This window comes from Streptomyces sp. NPDC015139, assembly GCF_043079785.1.
Classification (GTDB): Bacteria; Actinomycetota; Actinomycetes; order Streptomycetales; family Streptomycetaceae; genus Streptomyces; species Streptomyces albidocamelliae.
The window spans coordinates 98,985-122,221 of the sequence record NZ_JBIBUW010000003.1 but is presented as its reverse complement, the minus strand read 5'-3'; the positions used below and the strand labels follow the sequence as shown (position 1 = coordinate 122,221).

The following is a 23,237-nucleotide window of genomic DNA, read 5'->3' as shown; positions in this document are numbered from 1 at the left end:
CGGTGTCCTGTCAGTTACCGACTAGTGAATTGGTTTGTCAACTGTCAGTGGCTGTCACTAGCCTCGAAGGTATGACTAGTCAGACCACCGTCGACACCACGGGGCCGGGGGACAAGGCGCCGGCAGCCCCGTCGGAGGCGACCCCGGCCGCCGGCCTGCGCGGCCATCCATGGCTCACTCTTCTCACCGTCGCCGTAGGGGTCATGATGGTGGCCCTCGACGGCACCATCGTGGCGATCGCCAACCCGGCGATCCGGGACGACCTGCACGCGACCTTCGCCGACGTGCAGTGGATCACGAACGCCTACTTCCTGGCCCTCGCCGTCACGCTCATCACCGCCGGCAAGCTGGGTGACCGCTTCGGCCACCGGCAGACCTTCCTCATCGGCGTGACCGGCTTCGCCGCGGCCTCCGGTGCCATCGGCCTGTCCCACAGCATCGCCGCGGTCGTCACCTTCCGCGTCTTCCAGGGCCTGTTCGGCGCGCTGCTGATGCCGGCCGCCCTCGGCCTGCTGCGCGCCACCTTCCCCGCCGAGAAGCTCAACATGGCGATCGGCATCTGGGGCATGGTGATCGGCGCCTCCACCGCGGGCGGCCCGATCCTCGGCGGCGTCCTGGTCCAGCACGTCAACTGGCAGTCGGTGTTCTTCATCAACGTGCCCGTCGGCGTGCTCGCCCTCGTCCTCGGCGCGCTGATCCTGCTGGACCACCGCGCGAAGAACGCCCCGCGCTCCTTCGACATCCCCGGCATCGTGCTGCTCTCCGGCGCCATGTTCTGCCTGGTGTGGGCCCTCATCAAGGCGCCGACCTGGGGCTGGGGCGACGGCATGACGTGGGCGTTCCTCGCGGCGTCGGTGCTGCTCTTCGGTCTGTTCGCCTTCTGGGAGACGAAGGTCGCCGAACCCCTGATCCCGCTGGGCCTGTTCCGCTCGGTCCCGCTGTCCGCGGGCGTGGTGCTGATGGTCCTCATGGCCATCGCCTTCATGGGCGGCCTCTTCTTCGTCACCTTCTACCTCCAGAAGGTGCACGGCATGAGCCCCGTCGACGCGGGCCTGCACCTGCTGCCGCTCACCGGCATGATGATCGTCGGCTCCCCGCTGGCGGGCGCCGCGATCACCAAGCTCGGCCCGCGCATCCCGCTGGCCGGCGGCATGGCCGTGACCGCGGTCGCCATGTACGGCATGTCGACGCTGGAGGCCGGGACCGGCAGCGCGGTGATGTCGGTCTGGTTCGCCCTGCTCGGCCTCGGTCTCGCCCCCGTGATGGTCGGCGCCACCGAGGTCATCGTCGGCAACGCCCCGATGGAGCTGTCCGGTGTGGCGGGCGGCCTCCAGCAGGCGGCCATGCAGATCGGCGGCAGCCTCGGCACGGCCGTGCTGGGTGCCGTGATGGCCTCCAAGGTGGACAGCGACCTGCCCGGCAACTGGACCGGCGCGGGGCTGCCGAAGCTGACGCCGGCCCAGCTGGACCAGGCGTCCGAGGCGGTCCAGGTCGGCGTGGCCCCGGTGCCGCAGGGCACCCCGGAGCCGATCGCCGCGAAGATCACCCAGGTTGCCCACGACACCTTCATCTCCGGCATGAGCCTCGCCTCCCTGGTGGCGGCCGGCGTGGCGACGGTCGCCGTGCTCGTCGCGCTGCTCACCAAGCGGGGCGCCAACGCGGAGGCGGGCGCGGGCGTGGGTCACATCTGATCCCCGCGCGTCCCCCCTCAGCGGGCGGAATTCGCTCATCAGGGTGACGGCGCTCAAGATCCCTCGCCCCGGGCGCGCGCCACAGGTCACAGTGGGTCAAGTCCTCCGCAGGGCATGGGAGGACGGCCGGGCCGTGGCGCGCGCTGCCGGAGGGGGGCGGCGCGCGCAGGTCTGCCCCGGCGCAATCGGGGTACCCGCACATCGAAGCCGAACTGTCCACAGGCCTCAGGGAGTTGATGATGGCTGGCTTCGGGCACGGAACGCGCGGGTACCCCCGGTCACGCGGTCGGACGTGGCAACGGTCCGGGCCGGACCGCGCGACGCTCGGGATCATCGGTGCCATCTGCGCGGTGGCGGGTTTCTTCGCGCTGGGCATCGTCCTCGGCCCGGTCGCGATGTTCTGCGGCTGGCAGTCCATGGGCCGCAAATGGTCCAACGACCGTGAGATCCCGGCCCTGGTGGCCCTGATCCTGGGCGCCATCGACACCTTGCTGGCGATCGTCGCCCTGGCGGGCGCCGCCACCTGGGGCCACGGGCTCCTGTAGCGGGTGTCGCGGCCGCGCGGGTCCGCGCCCCGGCGGGGCGCGGACCCCGCCGGCGCCGCGTTCAGCGCGGCTGCTCCTGTCGTTCCGTCAGCCGGGCCACCTCCGCCCGCAGCAGCCGGACCTCCTCGGTCAGCGAGGCGATCGCCTCTGTCTGCCGCCGCTCCTCCACGTCGTCCTTCTCGAACCGGGCGATGAACCACGCGGCGATGTTCGCGGTGACCACACCCAGCAGGGCGATCCCGGACAGCATCAGGCCGACCGCGATCATCCGCCCCAGCCCGGTCGTCGGTGCGTGATCCCCGTACCCGACCGTCGTCATCGTCGTGAACGACCACCAGACGGCGTCACCCAGCGTCCGGATGTTCCCGTTCGGCGAGTCCCGTTCCACGGACAGCACCGCGAGCGAGCCGAACATCAGCAGCCCGACCACCGATCCCACGACGTACGTCGTCAGCCGGATCTGCGGAGCCATCCGCGCCCGCCGCCCCACCAGCAGCAGCGTGGACACCAGCCGCAGCAGCCGCAGTGGCTGGAGCACCGGCAGCACCACGGCGATCAGGTCGGGCCAGTGCCGTCGGACGAATTCCCGGCGGTGGGACGCGAGCGCCAGCCGCACGACGTAGTCCACCGCGAACGCGCCCCACACCGCCCATTCGACGGTCGTGCACGCGGTCGTCAGCGAGTCTCCCGCGGATCCGTCCACGATCGGCACCGCGTACGCGACGGCGAACGCCACCGCCAGCCCCAGCAGGGGCCGTTGGGTACGCCGTTCCCAGGCCGCCTGCGCCGGTTGTCGTTCCATGCACGCATCGTAAAGAAAAGGTAAGGGCGGTGGAGGATCGAACTCCACCGCCCCCGTGGGCCCGGCTCAGCGCAGCGGCACGGTCAGGCGTCGCCGCCCGCCGCGCCCGGGTCCGCCGCCGAGACGTCGAGCAGCTGGTACCGGTCGATGGCCTGCTTCAGCACGGACCGGTCGACCTTGCCCTCGCGCGCCAGCTCCGTCAGCACCGCGACCACGATCGACTGGGCGTCGATGTGGAAGAAGCGGCGCGCGGCACCCCGGGTGTCCGCGAAGCCGAAGCCGTCGGCGCCGAGGGACTGGAAGGTGCCCGGCACCCAGCGTGCGATCTGGTCCGGAACCGCGCGCATCCAGTCGGACACCGCCACGAACGGCCCCTCGGAGCCGCTGAGCTTCCGCGTCACCCACGGCACCCGCTGCTCCTCCTCCGGATGCAGCAGGTTGTGCTCCTCGCACGCCACGGCCTCGCGGCGCAGCTCGTTCCACGAGGTCGCGGACCACACGTCCGCCCGGACGTCCCAGTCCTCGGCGAGCATCCGCTGCGCCTCGAGCGCCCACGGCACCGCGACACCGGAGGCCATGACCTGCGCCGGGATCGAGCCGCCCGTGGCCTCGGCGATCCGGTGCACGCCCTTGACGATGCCCTCGACGTCCACGCCGGCCGGCTCGGCCGGGTGCTGGATGGGCTCGTTGTAGACGGTCAGGTAGTAGAAGACGTCCTCGCCCTGCGGGTGCTCGGGCGAGGAGCCGTACATGCGGCGCAGGCCGTCCTGCACGATGTGCGCGATCTCGTAGGCGTAGGCCGGGTCGTACGCCACGCAGGCCGGGTTGGTCGAGGCGAGCAGCTGGGAGTGGCCGTCCGCGTGCTGCAGGCCCTCACCGGTCAGGGTCGTACGTCCGGCGGTCGCACCCAGGACGAAACCGCGCGCCAGCTGGTCGGCCATCTGCCAGAACTGGTCGCCGGTGCGCTGGAAACCGAACATCGAGTAGAAGACGTACACCGGGATCAGCGGCTCGCCGTGCGTGGCGTACGCCGAGCCGGCCGCGATCAGCGAGGCCGTGCAGCCCGCCTCGGAGATGCCGTCGTGCAGCATCTGGCCGGTCGGCGACTCCTTGTAGGCCAGGAGCAGCTCCCGGTCCACCGACTCGTACTGCTGTCCCAGCGGGTTGTAGATCTTCGCGCTCGGGAAGAAGGAGTCCATGCCGAACGTGCGGTACTCGTCCGGCGCGATCAGCACGAACCGCTTGCCGATCTCCTTGTCCCGCATGAGGTCCTTGAGGAGACGCACGAAGGCCATCGTCGTCGCGATGGACTGCTGGCCCGTCCCCTTCTTCACGGTCGCGTACGCCTTGTCGTCCGGCAGCTGCAGCGGCTTCGCGCGCACGACCCGCGTCGGCACGTACCCGCCGCACTGCTTGCGGCGGTCGTGCATGTACTGGATCTCCTCCGAGTCCCGGCCGGGGTGGAAGTACGGCGGCAGGCCGGAGTCCAGCTCCTTGTCGGAGATCGGCAGGTGCAGGCGGTCCCGGAAGCGCTTGAGGTCGTCGACCGTCAGCTTCTTCATCTGGTGCGTGGCGTTGCGGCCCTCGAAGTTCGGGCCCAGCGTCCAGCCCTTGACCGTCTTGGCCAGGATGACCGTCGGCTGGCCCGTGTGCTCCAGGGCCGCCTTGTACGCCGCGTAGATCTTCCGGTGGTCGTGCCCGCCGCGGCCCAGCATCAGGATCTGGTGGTCGCTCATGTTCTCGACCATCGCGCGCAGCCGGTGGTCGTCGCCGAAGAAGTGGTCGCGGATGTAGGAGCCGGACTCGGTGGCGTAGGTCTGGAACTGCCCGTCCGGGGTGGTGTTCATCCGGTTGACCAGGACGCCGTCACGGTCCTGGGCGAGCAGCGGGTCCCAGGAGCGGTCCCAGATCAGCTTGATCACGTTCCAGCCGGCGCCCCGGAAGACCGACTCCAGCTCCTGGATGATCTTGCCGTTGCCGCGCACCGGGCCGTCGAGTCGCTGCAGGTTGCAGTTGACCACGAAGGTCAGGTTGTCCAGGCCCTCGCGGGCGGCCAGGCTGAGCTGGCCGAGCGACTCGGGCTCGTCCATCTCGCCGTCGCCGAGGAACGCCCACACGTGCGACCGGGAGGTGTCGGCGATGCCCCGCGCCTGCATGTAGCGGTTCATCCGCGCCTGGTAGATCGCGCCGAGCGGGCCGAGGCCCATGGAGACGGTCGGGAACTCCCAGAAGTCCGGCATCGAGCGCGGGTGCGGGTAGCTGGAGAGGCCCTCGGGGTACTTCGACTTCTCCTGGCGGAAGCCGTCGAGCTGCGTGTCGGTGAGCCGGTCGAGCAGGTAGGCGCGCGCGTAGATGCCGGGGGAGGCGTGGCCCTGGAAGAAGACCTGGTCGCCGCCGTCGCCCTCGTCCTTGCCCCGGAAGAAGTGGTTGAAGCCGACGTCGTACAGCGAGGCGGAGGACGCGAAGGTGGCGATGTGGCCGCCGACGCCGATGCCGGGCCGCTGCGCGCGCGAGACCATCACGGCCGCGTTCCAGCGCGTGGCGTTCAGGATCCGGCGCTCGATCTCCTCGTTGCCCGGGAAGAACGGCTCGCTCTTGGTCGGGATCGTGTTGACGTAGTCCGTGCTGCGCATCTCGGGCACGGCCACGCGCCTCTCGCGAGCCCGCTCGATCAGGCGCAGCATGAGATAACGGGCCCGTTCCCGGCCGCGCTCGTCGACGGCGGCGTCGAGCGAGTCGAGCCACTCCTGGGTCTCTTCGGGATCGAAGTCAGGAACCTGACTCGGAAGGCCGCCAATGATGATCGGGTTGCGATCGGATCCGGAAGCCACGCTGTTCCTTACCTGTCGGAGGGCCGCTGTTTCACATGTCCTGTCGTGCCTGCACCGTTCCCCATCGTGTACCTCGGGAACACGTACGTCATCTCTACTGCGGGGTAACGGTGCACAGTGCCGGTCAAAACGCAACGATACGCCCGGGGTGTGACGTGATTGGCAAAGTTGTTCGAGAGGCGTGACAACGCATGATTCCGAACGTGGCATTCCGGGCACTTCGGCGTGATGTGAGCCATGGAGAATCGGGATACGGTGCCAGGAGTTGCGTCGACACGGCCGGGATCGTCACCGTTTCGGCGGTCCCGGCGGCCGGGTACTTGCGCGATCCGTCCCGCACGTGTGGACTACGGCCAATGCTTCGCGCACGCGCGTGGCTGAGATATTCACCAAGACATGATCAGGAGGCAACCCGTGAGCGCGACCGCGGACCACGCGGAGGAGCGGACGAACCCTGCCGCCAGGCTGGGGTTCCAGCCCGGGCAGGTGGTCCAGGAGATCGGCTACGACGACGACGTCGATCAGGAGCTCCGCAAGGCCATTGAGGAAGCCGTCGAGGGCGACCTGATGGACGAGGAATTCGACGACGTGGCCGACGCCGTTGTGCTGTGGTTCCGTGACGACGACGGCGACCTGACGGATGCGCTGGTGGACGCCACCACGTACATCGAAGAGGGCGGCGCGATCCTGCTCCTGACGCCGAAGACCGGCCGTTCGGGGTACGTGGAGCCGAGCGACATCCAGGACGCCGCCACCACGGCCGGCCTCACGGCGTCGAAGAGCGTCAGTGTGGGCAAGGACTGGAGCGGCTCCCGTCTGGCGACGCCGAAGGCGGCCAAGTCGAAGCGGTGACCGACACGTCACTCCCGGACGGGCCGGCTTCGCCCCGGCCCGTCCGGAACACCTCGGTGCCCGCTGCGTAGGGTGGGGCCCAGCGTTTGCTGTGCCCTCATCCGAACGGCCCACCGAAGGGATGCACGACGATGGCGATCCAGGTCGGCGACAAGGCGCCCGACTTCGAGCTCAAGGACAACCACGGCCGCACCGTGAGGCTCTCCGACTTCCGCGGCGAGAAGAACGTGGTCGTGCTCTTCTACCCCTTCGCCTTCACCGGTGTCTGCACCGGTGAGCTGTGCGAGCTGCGCGACAACCTCCCGAGGTTCGCCGACCGCGACACCCAGCTGCTCGCCGTCTCCAACGACTCCATCCACACCCTGCGCGTCTTCGCCGAGCAGGAGGAGCTGGAGTACCCCCTGCTCAGCGACTTCTGGCCGCACGGCAACGTCTCGCGCGCGTACGGCGTCTTCGACGAGGACAAGGGCTGCGCCGTGCGGGGCACCTTCATCGTCGACAAGGAGGGCGTCGTGCGGTGGACCGTGGTGAACGGCCTGCCGGACGCCCGTGACCTGGACGCGTACGTGAGGGCTCTGGACACCCTGTAGGCCGACCGCGGGTCGACACCTGTGATTCGTCGGCTCCAACGTCTGCGAGGCACGGGAACCCGTCACTAGGATCGGCACGTTGATCCCATAACCGAAGCAGACCGGGGCTCCCCGCCCCTGGACACCACATGGAGGACCCGTGGGAGTCAGCCTCAGCAAGGGCGGCAACGTATCGCTGACGAAGGAGGCCCCGGGCCTGACCGCCGTCATCGTCGGTCTGGGCTGGGACGTGCGCACCACGACCGGCACCGACTTCGACCTCGACGCCAGCGCGCTGCTGCTCAACAACTCCGGCAAGGTCGCGAGCGACCAGCACTTCGTCTTCTTCAACAACCTCAAGAGCCCCGACGGCTCCGTCGAGCACACCGGTGACAACATCACCGGTGAGGGCGAGGGCGACGACGAGCAGATCAAGATCAACCTGGTCGGCGTCCCGGCTGACATCGAGAAGATCGTCTTCCCGGTGTCGATCTACGACGCCGAGAACCGCCAGCAGTCCTTCGGCCAGGTCCGCAACGCGTTCATCCGCGTGGTGAACCAGGCGGGCGAGCAGGAGATCGCGCGCTACGACCTGAGCGAGGACGCCTCCACCGAGACCGCCATGGTCTTCGGGGAGCTCTACCGGCACGGGGCGGAGTGGAAGTTCCGGGCCATCGGCCAGGGCTACGCCTCCGGCCTGCGAGGCATCGCCCAGGACTTCGGCGTCAACGTCTGACACCGACAGCCCCGCACCATTCCGGCGCCGACCGTTTACGGTCGGCGCCGGACGCGCAGGACAACCGAAGAAGCACCACTAGGGGAGGACCAGCAACATGGGCGTCACGCTCGCCAAGGGGGGCAATGTCTCCCTCTCCAAGGCCGCACCGAACCTCACCAACGTCCTGATCGGACTCGGCTGGGACGCGCGCTCCACCACCGGCGCGCCCTTCGACCTCGACGCCAGCGCCCTGCTGTGCGGCGCCGGGAACCGGGTTCTGGGCGACGAGTACTTCGTGTTCTACAACCAGCTCACGAGCCCCGAGGGCTCCGTGGAGCACACCGGTGACAACCTCACCGGTGAGGGCGAGGGCGACGACGAGTCGATCCTGGTCGACCTCGCCAAGGTGCCGGCGCACTGCGAGAAGATCATCTTCCCGGTCTCGATCCACATGGCGGACGAGCGCGGTCAGACCTTCGGCCAGGTCTCCAACGCCTTCATCCGGGTGGCCAACCAGGCCGACGGCCAGGAACTGGCCCGTTACGACCTCAGCGAGGACGCCTCCACCGAGACCGCGATGATCTTCGGCGAGCTGTACCGCTACCAGGGCGAGTGGAAGTTCCGGGCCGTCGGGCAGGGGTACGCGTCGGGTCTGCGCGGCATCGCCCTGGACTTCGGGGTGAACGTCTCCTAGGCGGTGCCTCCCCCTGGCCCGTGCTGAGGCTTTTCCCACGAGGGTTGCCCTGACCGGTACCGCCGGTAGGGTGCCCCTCTAGACTCGTGGTCAACGTTTAGCAAAGCCGAGTACGGCGCGGGGGAGACCCGTCCTCAGACTCCGTCTGGGGGTACCCCCAACACACGATTGGGTAGCCAGTGCTTCTGAAAACCTTCGGCTGGTCGTTCGCGGTCACCGCGCTCGGCCTGGTCGCGGCGGCGTTCTACGGGGGGTGGACCGCCTTCGGCATCGTGGCGATCCTCGCCATCCTCGAGATCTCGCTGTCCTTCGACAACGCGGTCGTCAACGCCGGAATCCTGAAGAAGATGAATGCCTTCTGGCAGAAGATCTTCCTCACGGTCGGCGTGCTGATCGCCGTCTTCGGCATGCGGCTGGTCTTCCCCGTCGTCATCGTCGCCATCAGCGCCAAGATGGGCCCGATCGAGGCCGTCGACCTCGCCCTGAACAACAAGGACCACTACCAGGAACTGGTCACCGACGCCCACCCGGCGATCGCGGCCTTCGGTGGCATGTTCCTGCTGATGATCTTCCTCGACTTCATCTTCGAGGACCGGGACATCCAGTGGCTGCGCTGGATCGAGCGGCCCCTGGCCAAGCTCGGCAAGGTCGACATGCTGTCGGTCTGCATCGCCCTGATCGTCCTGCTCATCACCTCCTTCACCTTCGCCACGCACGCCCACCAGCACGGCGGCGCCCACGTCGACAAGGCGCAGACGGTGCTGATCGCCGGCATCGCCGGCCTGATCACCTACATGATCGTCGGCGGCCTGTCCGGCTACTTCGAGGACAAGCTGGAGGAAGAGGAGGAGCGCGAGCACGAGGCGGAGGAAGAGGCCGCCCGCACCGGCAAGAAGAAGCCCGCCGTCGTGCTGGCCGGCCAGGCCGCGTTCTTCATGTTCCTCTACCTGGAGGTCCTGGACGCGTCCTTCTCCTTCGACGGGGTCATCGGCGCCTTCGCCATCACCAACGACATCGTCCTGATGGCCCTCGGCCTCGGCATCGGCGCCATGTACGTCCGGTCGCTGACCGTGTACCTGGTCCGCCAGGGCACCCTCGACGACTACGTCTACCTGGAGCACGGCGCCCACTACGCCATCGGCGCCCTGGCCGTGATCCTCATGGTCACCATCCAGTACGAGATCAACGAGGTCATCACCGGTCTCGTCGGTGTCGTCCTGATCGCCTGGTCCTTCTGGTCCTCCGTCCGCCGCAACCGCGCGCTGGCGGACGCCGAGGGAAACGCGGGCTCGGACGACAAGGCTGAGATCTCCTCCGGAGTCTGACGACCGGCGACCCCTGCGCGCCCCCTAGGGGCATGATCAGGGACGGGACGGGGTGTGACGCCCCGCCCGGTGAGGAACGCTCTGTTCGGGGCGGCCGACGTGGTCGGCCGCCCCGAAGGCGTTGCGGACGAACACCTGGGGGCGGGAATGGGATTCTTCGACGGACTGCTGGGCGGGCGCGCCGCCGACTTCGACTCGGGCAGCGCCTCCAGCAACGCGATCGAGCTCACCAGACGGCACCAGACGGTGTCCCTCACCAAACAGGACGCGGCCACCGGCCATCTGCGCGTCAACCTCACCTGGCGGATGCGGACCTCCGACTTCGACGGCGCCCAGCGCACCAGCCTGTTCCGGCACCCCTTCAAGGCCCTGAAACCGCCGGAGGTGCTCGGGCACGGCCAGAGCATGGTCAACGTCGACCTCGACCTCGGCTGCCTGTTCGAGCTGACCGACGGCACGAAGGGGGTCGTCCAGCCGCTCGGCGGCTACCTGGGCGACGTCAACGCCCCGCCGTACATCAAGCTCAGCGGAGACGACCGGTTCGGCTCGGCGTCCGGCGAGACGATGTACGTCAACCTCGACCACCGCGACGCCATCAAGCGCCTGCTGGTCTTCGTCTACATCTACGACCGCACACCGGCCTTCGACCGTACCCACGCCATCGTCACGCTGTACCCGAGCAACGGCCCCCGCATCGAGATAGGCCTCGACGAACGCCACCCCCAGGCCCGCTCCTGCGCCGTCGTGATGATCGAGAACGTCAAGGGCGAACTGATCGTCCGCCGCGAGGTCAAGTTCGTCTACGGCTTCCAGGGCGAGCTGGACCGCCTGTACGGCTGGGGACTGCAGTGGGGACGGGGCTACAAGACCAAGGTCGACCGGTAGCCCCGTGCGCCGCCCGGACCGCCTACCGGCCGACGAACTGCGGGCCCTGCGGGGGCAGCCGGAAGTCCGGGTCCAGGGCCACCGGTACCGGGGCCGGCTGGGACTGCGGATAGCCGTACGACGGCTGCCCGGCCGGCTGGGGGTACCCGTACCCCGCCTGCGGCGAGGCCGGCTGGGGATAGCCGTAGGCGGGCGGCTGCTGCGGCACCGCCGACGTCGGCGCTTCCGGGGGCAGCGGCTGCGACGCCGTCTCCGGCAGCCGCCGCTCCTCGTCCACCTCCGACTCGTCCACCGAGATGCCGAAGTCCGTGGCGAGGCCCTTCAGACCGTTCGAGTAGCCCTCGCCCAGCGCACGGAACTTCCAGCCCTCCCCGCGCCGGTACAGCTCACCGCAGATCAGCGCCGTCTCCGCGCCCGTCTCCGGCTTGATGTCGAACGTGGCCAGCGGCTCCCCGTCGGCCACGGCCGCGTCGTACAGCAGGATGCCCAGCGCCGGCACCCGGTCGAAGGGGACACCGTCCGCGGACGCGACCAGCAGGATGCGGCCCACGCCCGGCTCGACCCCCGAGAGGTCTGTCTGGATCGTGTCGCTCAGCCCGTCGGCGACGCGCTTCTTGCCGAGCCGCCACACCTTTCCGGAGGGATGCCGGGGCTGGTTGTAGAAGACGAAGTCCTCGTCGGAGCGCACACGGCCGTCGGAGCCCAGCAGCAGCGCCGAGACGTCCACGTCCGGAACCCCCTGCCCGGGCGTCCAGCGCAGTACTGCACGTACCGTGGTGGCATCCAGCGGGACGTTCGACCCCTTCAGCATCGCGTGCGTCATGCCGTCATCCTGCCCTCTCGGTCCTGGCCACGACAATGCGGGGGGTGTCGGCGCCGACATGGGTGAGTTACCGGAAATTCATGCCCGCGGGGAACCTCCGACATGGATCCCTACGTACTATTACCGGCCACCCTTTACCGAATCCACAGGCTCGGCTCGCGCCCTGAGGGAGTCCTATGCGTCATTTCGGGCACATCGCCCCAGCGGTGCGGCAGCGCCTGTTCCACCAGGAGCCGTCGGCGTTCTCCGCCGACTCCCCGGCCAAGCTGCTCTCCGCGGCCCTGGGCGCCACGCTGTACAGCCCGGCCACCCGTCCACGGCTCGCCGACGACATCGTCAAGCAGGCCGCGAACGGCGTGGTCTCCATGGTGCTGTGCCTGGAGGACTCGATCGACGACGCGGACGTCGTCGCCGGCGAGGAGAACCTCGTCCGCCAGTTCGCCGACCTCGCCTCCCGCCCCGGCGTGGAACCACCCCTGCTCTTCATCCGGGTGCGCACCCCCGAGCAGATCCCCGACCTCGTCCGGCGCCTCGGCGCCACCGTACGGCTGCTCTCCGGCTTCGTGCTGCCCAAGTTCACCGAGGAACGCGGCATCCCCTTCCTGGAGGCCCTCACCTACGCCGAGAGCGCCGGCGGCCACCGGCTCTTCGCCATGCCCGTGCTCGAATCCCCGGAGCTGCTCTACCGCGAGTCCCGCGTCGACACCCTGGAGGGCATCTCCCGCGCGGTCGACAAGTACCGCGACCGGGTCCTCGCGCTCCGCCTCGGCGTCACCGACTTCTGCTCCTCCTACGGCCTGCGCCGCGCCCCCGACATGACCGCCTACGACGTCCAGATCGTCGCCTCGGTGATCGCCGACGTCGTCAACATGCTCGGCCGGGCCGACGGCACCGGATTCACCGTCACCGGCCCCGTCTGGGAGTACTTCCGCGTCTCCGAACGCATGTTCAAGCCCCAGCTCCGGCAGAGCCCCTTCCTGGAGGTGCAGGCCGTCGAACTGCGCGAGAAGCTCATCGAGCACGCCATGGACGGACTGCTCAGGGAGATCTCCCTCGACCAGGCCAACGGCCTGCTCGGCAAGACCTGCATCCACCCGTCCCACGTCCTGCCCGTGCACGCGCTGTCCGTCGTCAGCCACGAGGAGTACAGCGACGCCCAGGACATCCTGCGGCCGGAACGCGGCGGCGGGGGTGTACTCCGTTCGGCCTACACGAACAAGATGAACGAGGTGAAACCGCACCGCGCCTGGGCCGAGCGGACCCTCCTGCGCGCCGAGGTCTTCGGCGTCGCCCACGAGGACGTCGGCTTCGTGGAGCTGCTCGCCGCCGGAATACCCGGCTGACCCGGCCGGACACCCGGCCGGACACCCGACAACCAAGGAACGCATGAACAACGCAGTGAACGACGCGGTCTGGTCCGGCACCTGGGTCGCCGAGCGGCTCGGGGTCGAACTCGTGGGCGACGACGGCCTGACCGACCTGCTCGGGCTGGCGCTGCGCCGCAACCCCAAGCGCGCCCACCTGCTGGTCTCCCACGTGCTCGGCAAGCACGTACCCCAGAGGCCCTCCGTGGTCTACGGCCACGGACTGGCCCTGGGCCGCCGGGTCGCCGCCCTGCTCGGCGAGGCGGAGGCCGCCACCGCCGTCGTCCTCGGCTACGCGGAGACCGCGACCGGACTGGGCCACGCCGTCGCCGACGGCCTCGGCACCGCGCCGTACCTGCACTCCACCCGCCGGCCGGTCCCCGGCCTCGCCCCCGCGGGCGGCTTCGAGGAGGCCCACTCCCACGCCACCTCGCACCTGCTGCTGCCCGAGGACCCCGCCCTGCTGTCCGGCTCCGGACCCCTCGTCCTCGTCGACGACGAGTTCTCCACCGGCAACACCGTTCTCAACACCGTCCGCGACCTCCACGAACGCCACCCCCGGCACCGCTACGTCATCGTCGCGCTGGTCGACATGCGCTCACCCGAGGACGCGGCACGCATGGACGCGTTCGCCCGCGAGATCGGCGCCCGCGTCGACCTGATCGCCGCGGCCTGCGGAGTCGTACGGCTCCCCGCCGACGTCCTGGAGAAGGGACAGCGGCTCGTCGCCCACCACGAGTCCGCCGGCTCCGAGCCCGCCGGCTCCGAGCCCGCCCCGGCCGGCCGCACGGTACCCCGGAGCCCCCACGGCACGCCCCGCGTCGACCTCGGCTGGCCCGCCCGGCTCCCCGACGGCGGCAGGCACGGATTCACCCCCGCCCACCGCACCCGGCTCGAAGCCGCCCTCCCCGCCATGGCCGGGCGCATATCCGACGCCCTGCCCCCCGACGCCCGCCGCGTCCTCGTCCTCGGCAACGAGGAACTCATGTACGCCCCGCTGCGCCTCGCCGAGCAGCTGGAACGGACCACCGGCGCGGAGGTGCGCTTCTCCACCACCACCCGCTCGCCCGTCCTCGCCCTCGACGACCCCGGCTACGCGATCCGCACCCGCCTCACCTTCCCCGCCCACGACGACCCGGCCGACGGCCCCGGCGAGCGCTACGCCTACAACGTCGCGGGCGCCGGCTTCGACACCGTCGTCGCCGTCGTCGACTCCGCCGCCGACACCCCCGCCCTGCACGCCCCCGACGGCCTGCTGGCCCGCCTCGCGGCACACACCCCGCACGTCCTGCTCGCGGTCGTCCCCTCCTACGTCCCCGAGCCCCAGCACGCTCCCGAAAGGCAGGCCATGCTGCCCGAGCCCCTCCGCGGCCCGGCTTTCTCGTCGTACGCGCCCGAGGAGGTCGGCTGGCTGCTCCAGGACCTCTCCGACGTCACCCTGGAGGCGCCGACCGAGGAACGCGAGGAGGCCATCCAGAGCGGCGGCGCCCACTACGCCGAATCCCTGCCGGTGGAGTACCAGCCCACCGAGCAGTACCAGCGGCTCTTCCACAGCGCCCTCGACGCCTCCGCCGCCCGCATCGCCCAGGCGGTCGGCGCCGTCACCGAGACCGTCATCGGCGAGCGCTCCCCCCGCCCGGTCCTCGTCTCCCTCGCCCGCGCCGGCACCCCCGTCGGCGTCCTCATGCGCCGCTGGGCCCAGTACCGGCACGGCCTCGACCTGCCGCACTACGCCGTCTCGATCGTCCGCGGCCGCGGCATCGACGCCAACGCCCTGCGCTGGCTCGCCGCCCACCACGACCCCCGCGACGTCGTCTTCGTCGACGGCTGGACCGGCAAGGGCGCCATCACCCGCGAACTCGCCCAGGCCATCCAGGAGTTCGAGACCAAGGAGGGCATCACCGGCTTCGACCCGGAGATCGCCGTCCTCGCCGACCCCGGCTCCTGCGTGCGCACCTACGGCACCCGCGAGGACTTCCTCATCCCCTCCGCCTGCCTCAACTCCACCGTCTCCGGGCTCATCTCCCGCACCGTCCTGCGCGCCGACCTGGTCGGCCCGGACGACTTCCACGGCGCCAAGTTCTACCGCGAACTCGCCGGCGCCGACGTCTCCGTGGCCTTCCTCGACGCCGTCTCCGCCCGCTTCCCCGACGTCGCCGACACCGTCGACGACGCCGTGAAGGAACTGCTGGCCGAGGACCGCACCCCGACCTGGGAGGGCTGGCGGGCCGTCGAGCGCATCAGCGAGGAGTACGGCATCCACGACGTGAACCTCGTCAAGCCCGGCGTCGGCGAGACCACCCGGGTCCTGCTGCGCCGGGTGCCCTGGAAGATCCTCGCGCGCCAGGGAGCCGGCGCCGACCTGCACCACGTGCGCCTGCTCGCCGAACAGCGCGGCGTCCCGGTCGAGGAGGTCGGCGACCTGCCGTACACCTGCGTCGGACTGATCCACCCCCAGTACACCCGCGGCGCGACCGGCGCCGACGGCAAGGCGGTGAACGTCTGATGCCCGTGCTGGTGGCGAGCGACCTCGACCGTACGCTCATCTACTCCGCGGCGGCCCTCGCGCTGACCATGCCCGACGCGCGGGCACCCCGGCTGCTGTGCGTGGAGGTGCACGAGGCCAAGCCGCTCTCCTTCATGACGGAGACCGCGGCCCAGCTGCTGACCGACCTCGGCGACACGGCCCTCTTCATGCCGACCACGACCCGCACCCGCAAGCAGTACCAGCGCATCAACCTGCCCGGCCCGGCCCCCACATACGCGATCTGCGCCAACGGCGGCCATCTCCTGGTCGACGGCGTCACCGACGCCGACTGGCACACCGCCGTCCAGGCCAGGCTCGCCGACGAGTGCGCACCGCTCGACGAGATCCGCGAGCACCTGCTGCGGACCGCCGACCCGGTCTGGGTGCGCAAGCACCGCGTCGCCGAGGACCTGTTCGCCTACCTCGTCGTCGAGCGCGAGCTGCTGCCCGAGGAATGGGTGAAGGAACTGGCCGCGTGGGCGGAGAACCGCGGCTGGACGGTCTCCCTCCAGGGACGCAAGATCTACGCCGTCCCCAAGCCGCTCACCAAGAGCGCCGCCGTCCGCGAGGTCGCCCGGCGCACCGGCGCGGAGCTGACCCTGGCCGCGGGGGACTCCCTCCTCGACGCCGACCTGCTCCTCGCCGCGGACCGCGGCTGGCGCCCCGGGCACGGCGAACTCGCCGAAACCGACTGGACCGCCCCGCAGATCAGCGCACTGCCCGAGCGGGGCGTACTGGCCGGCGAGCGGATCACCCGGGAGTTCCTGAAGGCCGCCCGGGCGTCGACGGCGGGCCGCCACGGCTGACGCGCCGCGGCGCACGGACACACCACCCGTTGGCCAACACCTGATGGCCACCGGGTGTGGGCCAACGGGTGTGGGCCAACACGTGATGGCCACCGGCTGTAGGCCAACACGTGATGGCCACCGGCCGTAGGTCAACAGCTGATGGCCACCGGCCGCAAGCCGCTCCCGCCGGGCAGCGGCTCAGCCGCAGCAACCACCGCCGCAGCAGCCCCCGCCGCCGCCCCCCGCACCGGGAGCCGGGGCGGACGCGCCCGCCGTGCCGCCCACGGCCACCGCCGACAGCAGCTTCACCGTGTCGTCATGGCCCGCGGGACAGGAGGCGGGAGCGGCCGACTCCGCCATCGGACGGCTCAGTTCAAACGTGTCGCCGCAGGTGCGGCAGCGGTACTCGTAGCGAGGCATGCGCACAGATTAACCGGCTCCGGGCGCTCGCCCCAGGGCCACACCACGTCACTCCATGCCGCGCCGGCGCATGTCCTCCGGGCCCCGCAGCGCCCGGTCGCCCGGTGCCGCCGCCCGCCGCCGCTCCTCCTGCTGCACCGCCTCCGGGTGCCGGGCCCGCCAGTACGGATTGTCGTGCGGCAACGTCGAACCGACGCGGCCGTACATCCCGAAGGTCATCAGCAGCAGCCCCACGACAAAGCTGAACAGCACGTTCTGGATCTTGAACGCCAGGAAATTGCTGTCGGTGTCCAGCAGTCCGAGGAACAGGAAGCCGTTCAGCAGGAACAGCACTCCGAGCACCATGTTCAGGGTCGACGCGAAGTTCCCGCCGATCACCATGCCGACCAGCAGCAGCGCGCCGATGCAGATCGACAGCACACTGAGCGTGCCGTTGCTGTTCAGCCCGGCGACCGAGTTGCCGCCGGTGCCGAAGAAACCGATGTGGTTGATCAGACCGAGAATGCCGAACGCGACCAGGAAACCGCCGATCAGACCGGCGCCGACCCGATAGACAAGGTTCAGCCGGTGGTCGACGGGCAGGTGGTCGTCCAGCCGCATCCGCGGCCGTTCCTCGGTATGCGCTGCGTGTGCGGCCATATCCGCCTCCCTCGGGCGATTAGCGGAGGCCATCCGTCCACATCAATATCCGCCCGCCCGACCCCACCCGGCAACACAGGAAGCTCAGTGAGCGCCGCCGCGCTCCTCCCGGATCCGCGCCACCACCTGCGCCACCGCCCGCCGCACCGCGTCCGTCTCGGTCAGGAAATGCCAGTAGTCCGGATGGCGTCCCTCCAGCGTCCCGATCGCCCGCTCCAGTCGGCTCACCGCGTCGTCCAGCGGCCCGGCATGCCGCGGATCCGGGTTCGTCCGCCCCGTCATCGCCAGCCGCTGCGCGTCCCGGATCGCGAACCGGGTGCGCTCGATCTCCGCCTGCGGATCCTTCTGCACCGCGTTCAGCCTGGTCAGCCGATCACCGGCAGCCGAGACGGCCTCGTCCGTGCCGTTCAGCAGCGCCCGCACCGTCGACAACAGCGACGTCGCGTCCGCCCAGCGCTGGGCGTCCCGTGCCGTCTGCGCCTCGCGCAGCTTCAGCTCGGCCTGCCGCACGTTCTCCCCGGCCTGCCCCGGCACCTGCTGGAGATCCTGCCAGCAGGCGGCCGCGAACCGGCGCCGCAACTCGCTCAGCACCGGCTCCACCTGCCCGGCCCGCGTCGTCAGCGCCTGCGCCCGGGTCCGCAGCGACACCAGCCGGTGATCGATCTCGCCGGCCTTCTCCGGCAGCCGCTCCGCCTCGGCCCGGATCGTCCCGGCCTCCCGCTGCACCCGCTCGGCCCGCTCCAGCGTCGCCGTCACCCCGTGCTGACCCGCCCCCTGGTTCAGCCGGGTCAGCTCCGGCGACAGCGCGGCCAGCCGCGCCGCGAGATCATCGGCCCGCAGACCCTTCTCCCGCACGGCGTCCAGCGCGTTGCTCGCGGCGAGCAGCGACTGCCGGGCCCGCTCCACGGCGGGCGCCAGCCGGGCCAGCTGCGTCTCGGCCTTGCCGAGCAGCGGACCCAGCGAACCACCGAACCGGTCCAGTTCCTGCTTGACCCGCACCAGCTCGTCCTTGGCCGCGCTCAGCTGCGCACGCGCCCGGGACGCCGCCGCGGCCTCCAGATCGTCCCGGTCGAGATCATGGGCGTCGACCGCCTGGATGTAGTTCTGACTGACCTCGTCGATACGGCGGCCCAGCGCCTCGAAGTCGGAGACGGCACGACGGGCGGCGGGGGAGTCGTCCACGGCCGTGATCGTCTCGATGGAGATCCTCAGATCCCGCTGCGCCGTGTCGAGTTCGTAGAACGCGGCCGCCGCCGCGTCCTTCGCCGCCTGCGCCTCCGCCCGCTGGCCCTCCGACCGCCCGCCGAACCAGCGCCGGGTCCCCCCGCCGGCGAACGCGGCGGACAGCCCCAGCGCGGCCAGCACCGGCAGGCTCATCAGGGTCAGGGTGTCGCGCAGGGCCGTGGGCCGGCGCGGGGGGCGCGCGGCGGACGACGGTGGGTACGGCTGCTTCGATGGCGTGCCCGGTGTCGCCGTCACATCCCTCTCCCGTGCTGTGCTTCGCCCTGGGTGGTGTCATTCTCCCACCCGTTGAAGACGAACACACGGGCCGGTCAGTTCGCACCGCACACCGTGACTTTCCCGCCGGAGGAGCGGGCCGACACCCGTTCGCGGCCCTGGGCACGGCGACCGTCAGCGAGCCGTCGCCGCCCGAGGCTTGCTCGGAGCGGTCGACGGTGAGCGCGCTGCCGTGCAGAGCCCACGGCCGGTTACGGGTTTGCCGTCCACCGGGCCCGGCAAGGTACTCTGTCCACTCCTCCTGGGCTCGTCGCCCGGGTGTTCAGGGTGCGTAGCTCAGTGGTAGAGCGCCTGCCTTACAAGCAGGATGTCGGCGGTTCGAAACCGTCCGCGCCCACCGGTCGGCCCCTCGGAGTTGTCTCCGGGGGGCCGTTCTCGTCGCCGTCAGGGGTGCTCCCGCGGGGGTTCGCCGTGGGCGTGCTTCAGCTTGGAGCGGGCTTCCGTCCGGTCCGGTGTCGCGACCTCGGCCCAGAAGCGGTGCGTGCTCACGAACACCGCGAGTTCGTGCTCGCGGCGCCGCAGCTTCTCCACCTCGGCCTGCTCGTCCGCCGTCCAGCCCGGGGAGGCGGGCCGCTCCACCTTGCGCCAGCCCGTGTCGTCACTGAAGCCCTCCCTCGGCTCGACCGACCAGGGCAGCCGCTTGAGCAGGGCCGACAGCTCGGCCCGGACCTGATGCAGCTCCTCCTGGCCGGCGAGGAGGTCACTGGGGAATTCATAGGTCGTAGCCACCCGGCAATGGTACGCCTGTTCGATTTTGGGTGGCGAGCTCGTTCCTGGGGTTCGGGGGGCGATTCAGCCGAACGAGTGGTCGCCCCCCCTCCGGACCGGTTTCGGTGTCAGTGACCGGCGTCCCGCAGTTCTCGTACGAGCCGTGCCGCCACCGGTGCCGGTACGCGGTGCCGCTCGGCGGCGCGCAGCAACGCCCCGCCGATGGCGTCGAGTTCGAGTGGACGGCCCGCCTCGGCGTCGCGCTGCATGGACGACTTGGCGCCGGGCGGGAAGGCGTCGTAGCGGGCCAGGGCCCGGGCGGGGTCGGCGGGGGCGCCGCAGGCCCGGCTGACGGCGGTGGTCTCGGCGACCAGTGCCTCCAGTTCGTCGCGGTGCCGGGTGCGGGCCTCGCCGAGCGGCAGCCCGTACCGGGTGGTGAGCAGGGCGAACGGGGCGAGGAAGGCCATCTTGGCCCACAGGGTCGCGGTCTCGTCCCCGGTCGTGCGGGCGGTCGTGCCGGCTGCGGTGAGGAGTGCGGCGAGCGCGTCGAGCCGTGCGCGGGGGACGCCGTCGCCGGCGAGGTCGATCTCGGTGAAGGGGCTGCCGTGTTCGATCACACCGGGGGCGACGCGGGTGGATTCCACGCGGATCACGGCCGGGGCGACCCGGTCGGCGCGGTACCGCTCGCGCAGCGCGGCGGGGTGTTCGACGCCGTTCAGGAGCGGTACGACCAGGGCGTCGCCCAGGGCGGTGGGCGGGATCCGGGTGAGGGCCGCGTCGAGTGCGGTGTGCTTGACGGTGATCAGGCAGGCGTCCACCTCCTCGCGCAGCTCGGTGTCCGCCTCGACGGGAGCGGTGAACTCGCCGAACTGGGCGCTGCGGACGGTGATTCCGGTGCGGCGCAGGGTGTCCGCGGTGTGTTCCCGGGCCAGGCAGACGACCCGGTGGCCGGAGCGGGAGAGGAGGGCGGCGAGGAGGCCGCCCGTGCCGCCGGGGCCGAGGACGGCCACGGTGCGCTGGTTCGCCATGGGGCTGTTCCTTTCGACGGTCGGCCCCGGGAGTCGGTGGCCGCCTTCGGCGCGATCATCGCAGGGGCGGGCGGCCTGCGTGAGACTGGGGGCATGTGCCGGAGTATCAAGACGCTGCGTCCGCCCGTGCTGCCCGAAGAGGCCACGGATGAGGACATTCACGCCGCCGCGCTGCAGTACGTGCGCAAGGTCTCGGGCTTCCGGGCCCCCGCCGCGCACAACCGCGAGGTCTTCGACCGGGCGGTGGAGGCCGTCGCCCGGGCCACGGCGGAGCTGCTCGGCGGGCTGGAGGTGAAGGGGCAGCGGGTGCGCGAGCGTTCCGTGGAGGACGTGGCCTAGCCCGCTGACGCCTCCTCAGGTCTTCTGTCCCGTGCGCGGAGGGCCGCTTCGGCATGCCCTCATCAGGTGGGCGGGCGCCGTGGGATGGCCAAATCTTGAACTTGCAAGCATTGATTAGGTTCCCCTAACCTGGGCCCCTCGTTCGGTACCGCCGACCCCCCACGGCCGGCCATCAGTCCCCTGGCCGGTCCGACCGACACCGAAGTGGAGACCCCCTCATGTCCGCGCGCCTCGATTCCGCCCAGCCCTATGCCCTCGGGCTCTTCCGCATCGTCATCGGCCTGCTCTTCGCGGTGCACGGCGCCGCCTCGCTCTTCGGCGTCCTCGGCGGCGCCGTGGGGACGGACGGCGGCACCATCGCGGCCGGCACCTGGCCCGGCTGGTACGCGGCGGTGATCCAGCTCGTCGCCGGCGGGCTGGTGCTCCTCGGCCTCGGCACCCGCGGGGCCGCGCTCATCGCCTCGGGCTCGATGGCGTACGCCTACTTCGACGTCCACCAGCGGGCCGCCCTGTGGCCCATCCAGAACGGGGGCGAGCTGCCCGCCCTCTTCTGCTGGGGGTTCCTGCTGCTGGTGTTCACCGGCTCCGGCGCCTTCGGTCTCGACCGGCTGGTCGGCCGGCGTACGGCGGCGGCGGGCGGGTCCGCCGCGGACCGGGCTCCGGTGGCGGCGGCCTGAGCCGTACCCGCGTCGTCGCGCGTCGGTCGCACGCGCCCCCTGGGCACCCGTTGTCACACCCTCGGCGTACGCTGTATGGCTGTCGACGGGGGATCAAGGGGAGTCGTGGTGTTCGAGAGCGTGGGGGCGATCGCGGCCGGGCCGTGGATCTATGCCGTGGTGGCCCTGTCGGTGCTGCTCGACGTGTTCCTGCCGGTGCTGCCGAGCGGAGTGCTGGTGATCACGGCCGGTACGGCCGCGGCCGCCGGTTCGGGCGCGGCGGCGGGCGCCGTGCCGCACGACGTGCCGGACACCCTGGCCCTGATCCTCTCGGCGGCGACCGCCTCGGTCCTCGGTGACCTGGTGGCCTACCGGCTGGCCTGGCGGGGCGGGGAGCGGCTGGACCGGGCGATAGCGCGCTCGCGTCGGCTGACCACCGCGCAGGAACGTCTCGGCGACGCGTTGGCGCGGGGCGGCGGTGCGCTGGTCGTGCTGGCCCGCTTCGCGCCGGCGGGCCGCTCGGTCGTCTCGTTCTGCGCGGGCGCCGCCCATCGCCGCGTCCGTGACTTCCTGCCCTGGTCCGCCCTGGCCGGGCTGTGCTGGGCCGCGTACAGCGTCGCCCTCGGTTACTACGGCGGCCTGTGGCTGGGTGCTACCTGGGTGGCCACGGGTGTCTCGGTGGCCGCGCTGTTCGCGGCCGGTGCGGCGGCGGGCTTCCTGATGCGCCGCCGCCCGGTCTCCTGACGTCATCCTGCCGCCGGCCGCGTCGGCTCCCCTGTGGACCGCGGGGAGCCGTGCGACCGGCGTGCGGCGGGCGCGGGGTTCCGCAGCCGGCCGTCGGTTCGCTGCCGGCTGCGGGGGGTCAGCAGCTCGCCAGGTAGTTGGTCAGGGCGCTCTTCTCGGCGGAGTCGACCGAGAGGTTGTAGTAGTACTTCACCTGCACCCAGGCGCGGACGTAGGTGCACCGGTAGGCGGTGCGCGACGGCATCCAGGTGGCCGGGTCCTGGTCGCCCTTCGCCTGGTTCACGTTGTCGGTGACGGCGAGGAGCTGGGGCCGGGTGACGTCGTTGGCGAAGGCCTGGCGCTGGGCGGTGGTCCACTTGCTCGCGCCGGAGTCCCAGGCCTCGGCGAGCGGGACGAGGTGGTCGATGTCGACGTCGGAGGCGGCGGTCCAGGTCGCGCCGTCGTACGGCGAGTACCAGCTGCCGCTCTGGGCGACGCAGGCGGAGTCGGTGACGACGTTCGTGCCGTCGCGCTTGAGGATGTACTCGCGGGTGTTGCAGGTGCCGCTGATGGTGATCCAGGTCGGGAACAGGTCGCGGTTGTAGCCGGTGCGGTTCTCGGTGGCCACGGTGAGCTGGGCGAGGTAGCCGCGGGCGGTGGCGCCGCTGACCGGGGTGGGCAGGGCGGCCGAGGCGCTCGGGGAGTTGAAGAGGGCGGCGGAGGCTATCAGGCCGGTGAGGGTGGCGAGTATGCTCAGACGTCGACGCGCGTAGAGTTTCCGCATGCGAACTC

Annotated in this window: 23 protein-coding genes and 1 tRNA gene; 15 read left to right on the top strand and 9 right to left on the bottom strand. The window is 70.9% G+C overall.

Annotated elements, in window-relative coordinates:
- Window positions 1–71: 71 nt before the first annotated feature.
- Both ACF08B_RS09375 and ACF08B_RS09370 read left to right on the top strand, forming a co-directional pair.
- On the top strand, window positions 72–1,691 hold the full coding sequence (locus ACF08B_RS09375) for an MFS transporter (RefSeq protein ID WP_392316806.1): 1,620 nt from the start codon (window positions 72–74) through the stop codon (window positions 1,689–1,691).
- A gap of 236 nt (window positions 1,692–1,927) precedes the next feature.
- A complete protein-coding gene (locus tag ACF08B_RS09370) occupies window positions 1,928–2,236 on the top strand; it encodes a small hydrophobic protein (protein WP_073893593.1) in 309 nt (102 codons plus the stop codon).
- A 61-nt stretch (window positions 2,237–2,297) separates the two neighbouring features.
- On the opposite strand, the gene ACF08B_RS09365 is transcribed toward ACF08B_RS09370, so the two are convergent.
- Together ACF08B_RS09365 and aceE are read right to left on the bottom strand one after the other, a co-directional pair.
- Window positions 2,298–3,038, bottom strand: coding sequence for a potassium channel family protein (locus ACF08B_RS09365; protein WP_392162049.1), 741 nt, complete (start codon window positions 3,036–3,038; stop codon window positions 2,298–2,300).
- A gap of 83 nt (window positions 3,039–3,121) precedes the next feature.
- Entirely contained in the window at window positions 3,122–5,869 is a 2,748-nt protein-coding gene (aceE, locus tag ACF08B_RS09360) for a pyruvate dehydrogenase (acetyl-transferring), homodimeric type (protein WP_392316805.1), read from the bottom strand.
- Between the two features lie 414 nt (window positions 5,870–6,283).
- Here aceE and ACF08B_RS09355 point away from each other — a divergent pair, with 414 nt between their 5' ends.
- The 6 genes from ACF08B_RS09355 to ACF08B_RS09330 all read left to right on the top strand — a co-directional run bounded on the left by ACF08B_RS09355 (window position 6,284) and on the right by ACF08B_RS09330 (window position 10,912).
- Window positions 6,284–6,721: a DUF3052 domain-containing protein gene (locus ACF08B_RS09355; RefSeq protein ID WP_176985729.1), complete on the top strand. Its 438-nt coding sequence runs from the start codon at window positions 6,284–6,286 to the stop codon at window positions 6,719–6,721.
- A gap of 131 nt (window positions 6,722–6,852) precedes the next feature.
- Window positions 6,853–7,311: a peroxiredoxin gene (locus tag ACF08B_RS09350; protein WP_392316804.1), complete on the top strand. Its 459-nt coding sequence runs from the start codon at window positions 6,853–6,855 to the stop codon at window positions 7,309–7,311.
- Window positions 7,312–7,450: 139 nt separating this feature from the next.
- The gene (locus ACF08B_RS09345) at window positions 7,451–8,026 is read left to right on the top strand and encodes a calcium homeostasis/redox stress adaptation protein (RefSeq protein ID WP_073893583.1); all 576 of its coding nucleotides are present in this window, start codon (window positions 7,451–7,453) and stop codon (window positions 8,024–8,026) included.
- 97 nt (window positions 8,027–8,123) lie between these two features.
- Entirely contained in the window at window positions 8,124–8,702 is a 579-nt protein-coding gene (locus ACF08B_RS09340; RefSeq protein ID WP_093477967.1) for a TerD family protein, read from the top strand.
- A gap of 179 nt (window positions 8,703–8,881) precedes the next feature.
- The gene (locus ACF08B_RS09335; protein WP_093477969.1) at window positions 8,882–10,027 is read left to right on the top strand and encodes a DUF475 domain-containing protein; all 1,146 of its coding nucleotides are present in this window, start codon (window positions 8,882–8,884) and stop codon (window positions 10,025–10,027) included.
- 147 nt (window positions 10,028–10,174) lie between these two features.
- Complete coding sequence (locus tag ACF08B_RS09330; RefSeq protein WP_093480899.1) at window positions 10,175–10,912, top strand: Tellurium resistance; 738 nt, start codon at window positions 10,175–10,177, stop codon at window positions 10,910–10,912.
- Between the two features lie 22 nt (window positions 10,913–10,934).
- On the opposite strand, the gene ACF08B_RS09325 is transcribed toward ACF08B_RS09330, so the two are convergent.
- The gene (locus tag ACF08B_RS09325) at window positions 10,935–11,735 is read right to left on the bottom strand and encodes a TerD family protein (protein ID WP_392316803.1); all 801 of its coding nucleotides are present in this window, start codon (window positions 11,733–11,735) and stop codon (window positions 10,935–10,937) included.
- Between the two features lie 176 nt (window positions 11,736–11,911).
- On the opposite strand from ACF08B_RS09325, the gene ACF08B_RS09320 reads away from it, so the two are divergent.
- The 3 genes from ACF08B_RS09320 to ACF08B_RS09310 are packed head-to-tail and all read left to right on the top strand — an operon-like array spanning window position 11,912 to window position 16,432.
- Window positions 11,912–13,078 (top strand): HpcH/HpaI aldolase/citrate lyase family protein, encoded by a 1,167-nt coding sequence (locus ACF08B_RS09320; protein WP_392316802.1) that lies wholly within the window; start codon window positions 11,912–11,914, stop codon window positions 13,076–13,078.
- Between the two features lie 43 nt (window positions 13,079–13,121).
- Window positions 13,122–15,605, top strand: coding sequence for a phosphoribosyltransferase (locus ACF08B_RS09315; protein ID WP_392316801.1), 2,484 nt, complete (start codon window positions 13,122–13,124; stop codon window positions 15,603–15,605).
- Window positions 15,605–16,432: an HAD family hydrolase gene (locus tag ACF08B_RS09310; protein WP_392316800.1), complete on the top strand. Its 828-nt coding sequence runs from the start codon at window positions 15,605–15,607 to the stop codon at window positions 16,430–16,432. The genes ACF08B_RS09315 and ACF08B_RS09310 overlap by 1 nt, the downstream gene beginning before the upstream one ends.
- A gap of 180 nt (window positions 16,433–16,612) precedes the next feature.
- Here the strand turns inward: ACF08B_RS09310 and ACF08B_RS09305 are convergent, their stop codons facing one another.
- From ACF08B_RS09305 to ACF08B_RS09295, 3 genes are all read right to left on the bottom strand, one after another.
- On the bottom strand, window positions 16,613–16,834 hold the full coding sequence (locus ACF08B_RS09305; RefSeq protein ID WP_073893566.1) for a zinc ribbon domain-containing protein: 222 nt from the start codon (window positions 16,832–16,834) through the stop codon (window positions 16,613–16,615).
- Between the two features lie 48 nt (window positions 16,835–16,882).
- Complete coding sequence (locus ACF08B_RS09300) at window positions 16,883–17,473, bottom strand: DUF4383 domain-containing protein (RefSeq protein ID WP_392316799.1); 591 nt, start codon at window positions 17,471–17,473, stop codon at window positions 16,883–16,885.
- 84 nt (window positions 17,474–17,557) lie between these two features.
- Entirely contained in the window at window positions 17,558–18,952 is a 1,395-nt protein-coding gene (locus ACF08B_RS09295) for a hypothetical protein (protein ID WP_392316798.1), read from the bottom strand.
- A 304-nt stretch (window positions 18,953–19,256) separates the two neighbouring features.
- Here ACF08B_RS09295 and ACF08B_RS09290 point away from each other — a divergent pair.
- A tRNA-Val gene (locus ACF08B_RS09290) sits at window positions 19,257–19,328 on the top strand.
- Window positions 19,329–19,375: 47 nt separating this feature from the next.
- Here ACF08B_RS09290 and ACF08B_RS09285 read toward each other — a convergent pair.
- Together ACF08B_RS09285 and ACF08B_RS09280 are read right to left on the bottom strand one after the other, a co-directional pair.
- Window positions 19,376–19,720, bottom strand: coding sequence for a hypothetical protein (locus ACF08B_RS09285; RefSeq protein ID WP_392316797.1), 345 nt, complete (start codon window positions 19,718–19,720; stop codon window positions 19,376–19,378).
- A 107-nt stretch (window positions 19,721–19,827) separates the two neighbouring features.
- The gene (locus ACF08B_RS09280; RefSeq protein ID WP_392316796.1) at window positions 19,828–20,727 is read right to left on the bottom strand and encodes a ketopantoate reductase family protein; all 900 of its coding nucleotides are present in this window, start codon (window positions 20,725–20,727) and stop codon (window positions 19,828–19,830) included.
- Between the two features lie 93 nt (window positions 20,728–20,820).
- On the opposite strand from ACF08B_RS09280, the gene ACF08B_RS09275 reads away from it, so the two are divergent.
- The 3 genes from ACF08B_RS09275 to ACF08B_RS09265 all read left to right on the top strand — a co-directional run bounded on the left by ACF08B_RS09275 (window position 20,821) and on the right by ACF08B_RS09265 (window position 22,466).
- Window positions 20,821–21,066, top strand: coding sequence for a DUF2277 domain-containing protein (locus ACF08B_RS09275; protein WP_392316795.1), 246 nt, complete (start codon window positions 20,821–20,823; stop codon window positions 21,064–21,066).
- 218 nt (window positions 21,067–21,284) lie between these two features.
- A complete protein-coding gene (locus tag ACF08B_RS09270) occupies window positions 21,285–21,743 on the top strand; it encodes a DoxX family protein (RefSeq protein ID WP_392316794.1) in 459 nt (152 codons plus the stop codon).
- A 108-nt stretch (window positions 21,744–21,851) separates the two neighbouring features.
- On the top strand, window positions 21,852–22,466 hold the full coding sequence (locus tag ACF08B_RS09265) for a DedA family protein (RefSeq protein WP_392316793.1): 615 nt from the start codon (window positions 21,852–21,854) through the stop codon (window positions 22,464–22,466).
- 118 nt (window positions 22,467–22,584) lie between these two features.
- On the opposite strand, the gene ACF08B_RS09260 is transcribed toward ACF08B_RS09265, so the two are convergent.
- Complete coding sequence (locus ACF08B_RS09260; RefSeq protein WP_392316792.1) at window positions 22,585–23,229, bottom strand: HNH endonuclease family protein; 645 nt, start codon at window positions 23,227–23,229, stop codon at window positions 22,585–22,587.
- Window positions 23,230–23,237: the final 8 nt, after the last annotated feature.

Excerpts from the sequence above, each read along its gene's own strand:
- ACF08B_RS09375 (WP_392316806.1), top strand. The coding sequence starts at position 72 with ATGACTAGTCAGACCACCGTCGACACCACGGGGCCGGGGGACAAGGCG.
- ACF08B_RS09370 (WP_073893593.1), top strand. The coding sequence starts at position 1,928 with ATGATGGCTGGCTTCGGGCACGGAACGCGCGGGTACCCCCGGTCACGC.
- ACF08B_RS09365 (WP_392162049.1), bottom strand. The coding sequence starts at position 3,038 with ATGGAACGACAACCGGCGCAGGCGGCCTGGGAACGGCGTACCCAACGG.
- ACF08B_RS09350 (WP_392316804.1), top strand. The coding sequence starts at position 6,853 with ATGGCGATCCAGGTCGGCGACAAGGCGCCCGACTTCGAGCTCAAGGAC.
- ACF08B_RS09340 (WP_093477967.1), top strand. The coding sequence starts at position 8,124 with ATGGGCGTCACGCTCGCCAAGGGGGGCAATGTCTCCCTCTCCAAGGCC.
- ACF08B_RS09330 (WP_093480899.1), top strand. The coding sequence starts at position 10,175 with ATGGGATTCTTCGACGGACTGCTGGGCGGGCGCGCCGCCGACTTCGAC.
- ACF08B_RS09325 (WP_392316803.1), bottom strand. The coding sequence starts at position 11,735 with ATGACGCACGCGATGCTGAAGGGGTCGAACGTCCCGCTGGATGCCACC.
- ACF08B_RS09320 (WP_392316802.1), top strand. The coding sequence starts at position 11,912 with ATGCGTCATTTCGGGCACATCGCCCCAGCGGTGCGGCAGCGCCTGTTC.
- ACF08B_RS09315 (WP_392316801.1), top strand. The coding sequence starts at position 13,122 with ATGAACAACGCAGTGAACGACGCGGTCTGGTCCGGCACCTGGGTCGCC.
- ACF08B_RS09310 (WP_392316800.1), top strand. The coding sequence starts at position 15,605 with ATGCCCGTGCTGGTGGCGAGCGACCTCGACCGTACGCTCATCTACTCC.
- ACF08B_RS09305 (WP_073893566.1), bottom strand. The coding sequence starts at position 16,834 with ATGCCTCGCTACGAGTACCGCTGCCGCACCTGCGGCGACACGTTTGAA.
- ACF08B_RS09300 (WP_392316799.1), bottom strand. The coding sequence starts at position 17,473 with ATGGCCGCACACGCAGCGCATACCGAGGAACGGCCGCGGATGCGGCTG.
- ACF08B_RS09280 (WP_392316796.1), bottom strand. The coding sequence starts at position 20,727 with ATGGCGAACCAGCGCACCGTGGCCGTCCTCGGCCCCGGCGGCACGGGC.
- ACF08B_RS09275 (WP_392316795.1), top strand. The coding sequence starts at position 20,821 with ATGTGCCGGAGTATCAAGACGCTGCGTCCGCCCGTGCTGCCCGAAGAG.
- ACF08B_RS09270 (WP_392316794.1), top strand. The coding sequence starts at position 21,285 with ATGTCCGCGCGCCTCGATTCCGCCCAGCCCTATGCCCTCGGGCTCTTC.
- ACF08B_RS09260 (WP_392316792.1), bottom strand. The coding sequence starts at position 23,229 with ATGCGGAAACTCTACGCGCGTCGACGTCTGAGCATACTCGCCACCCTC.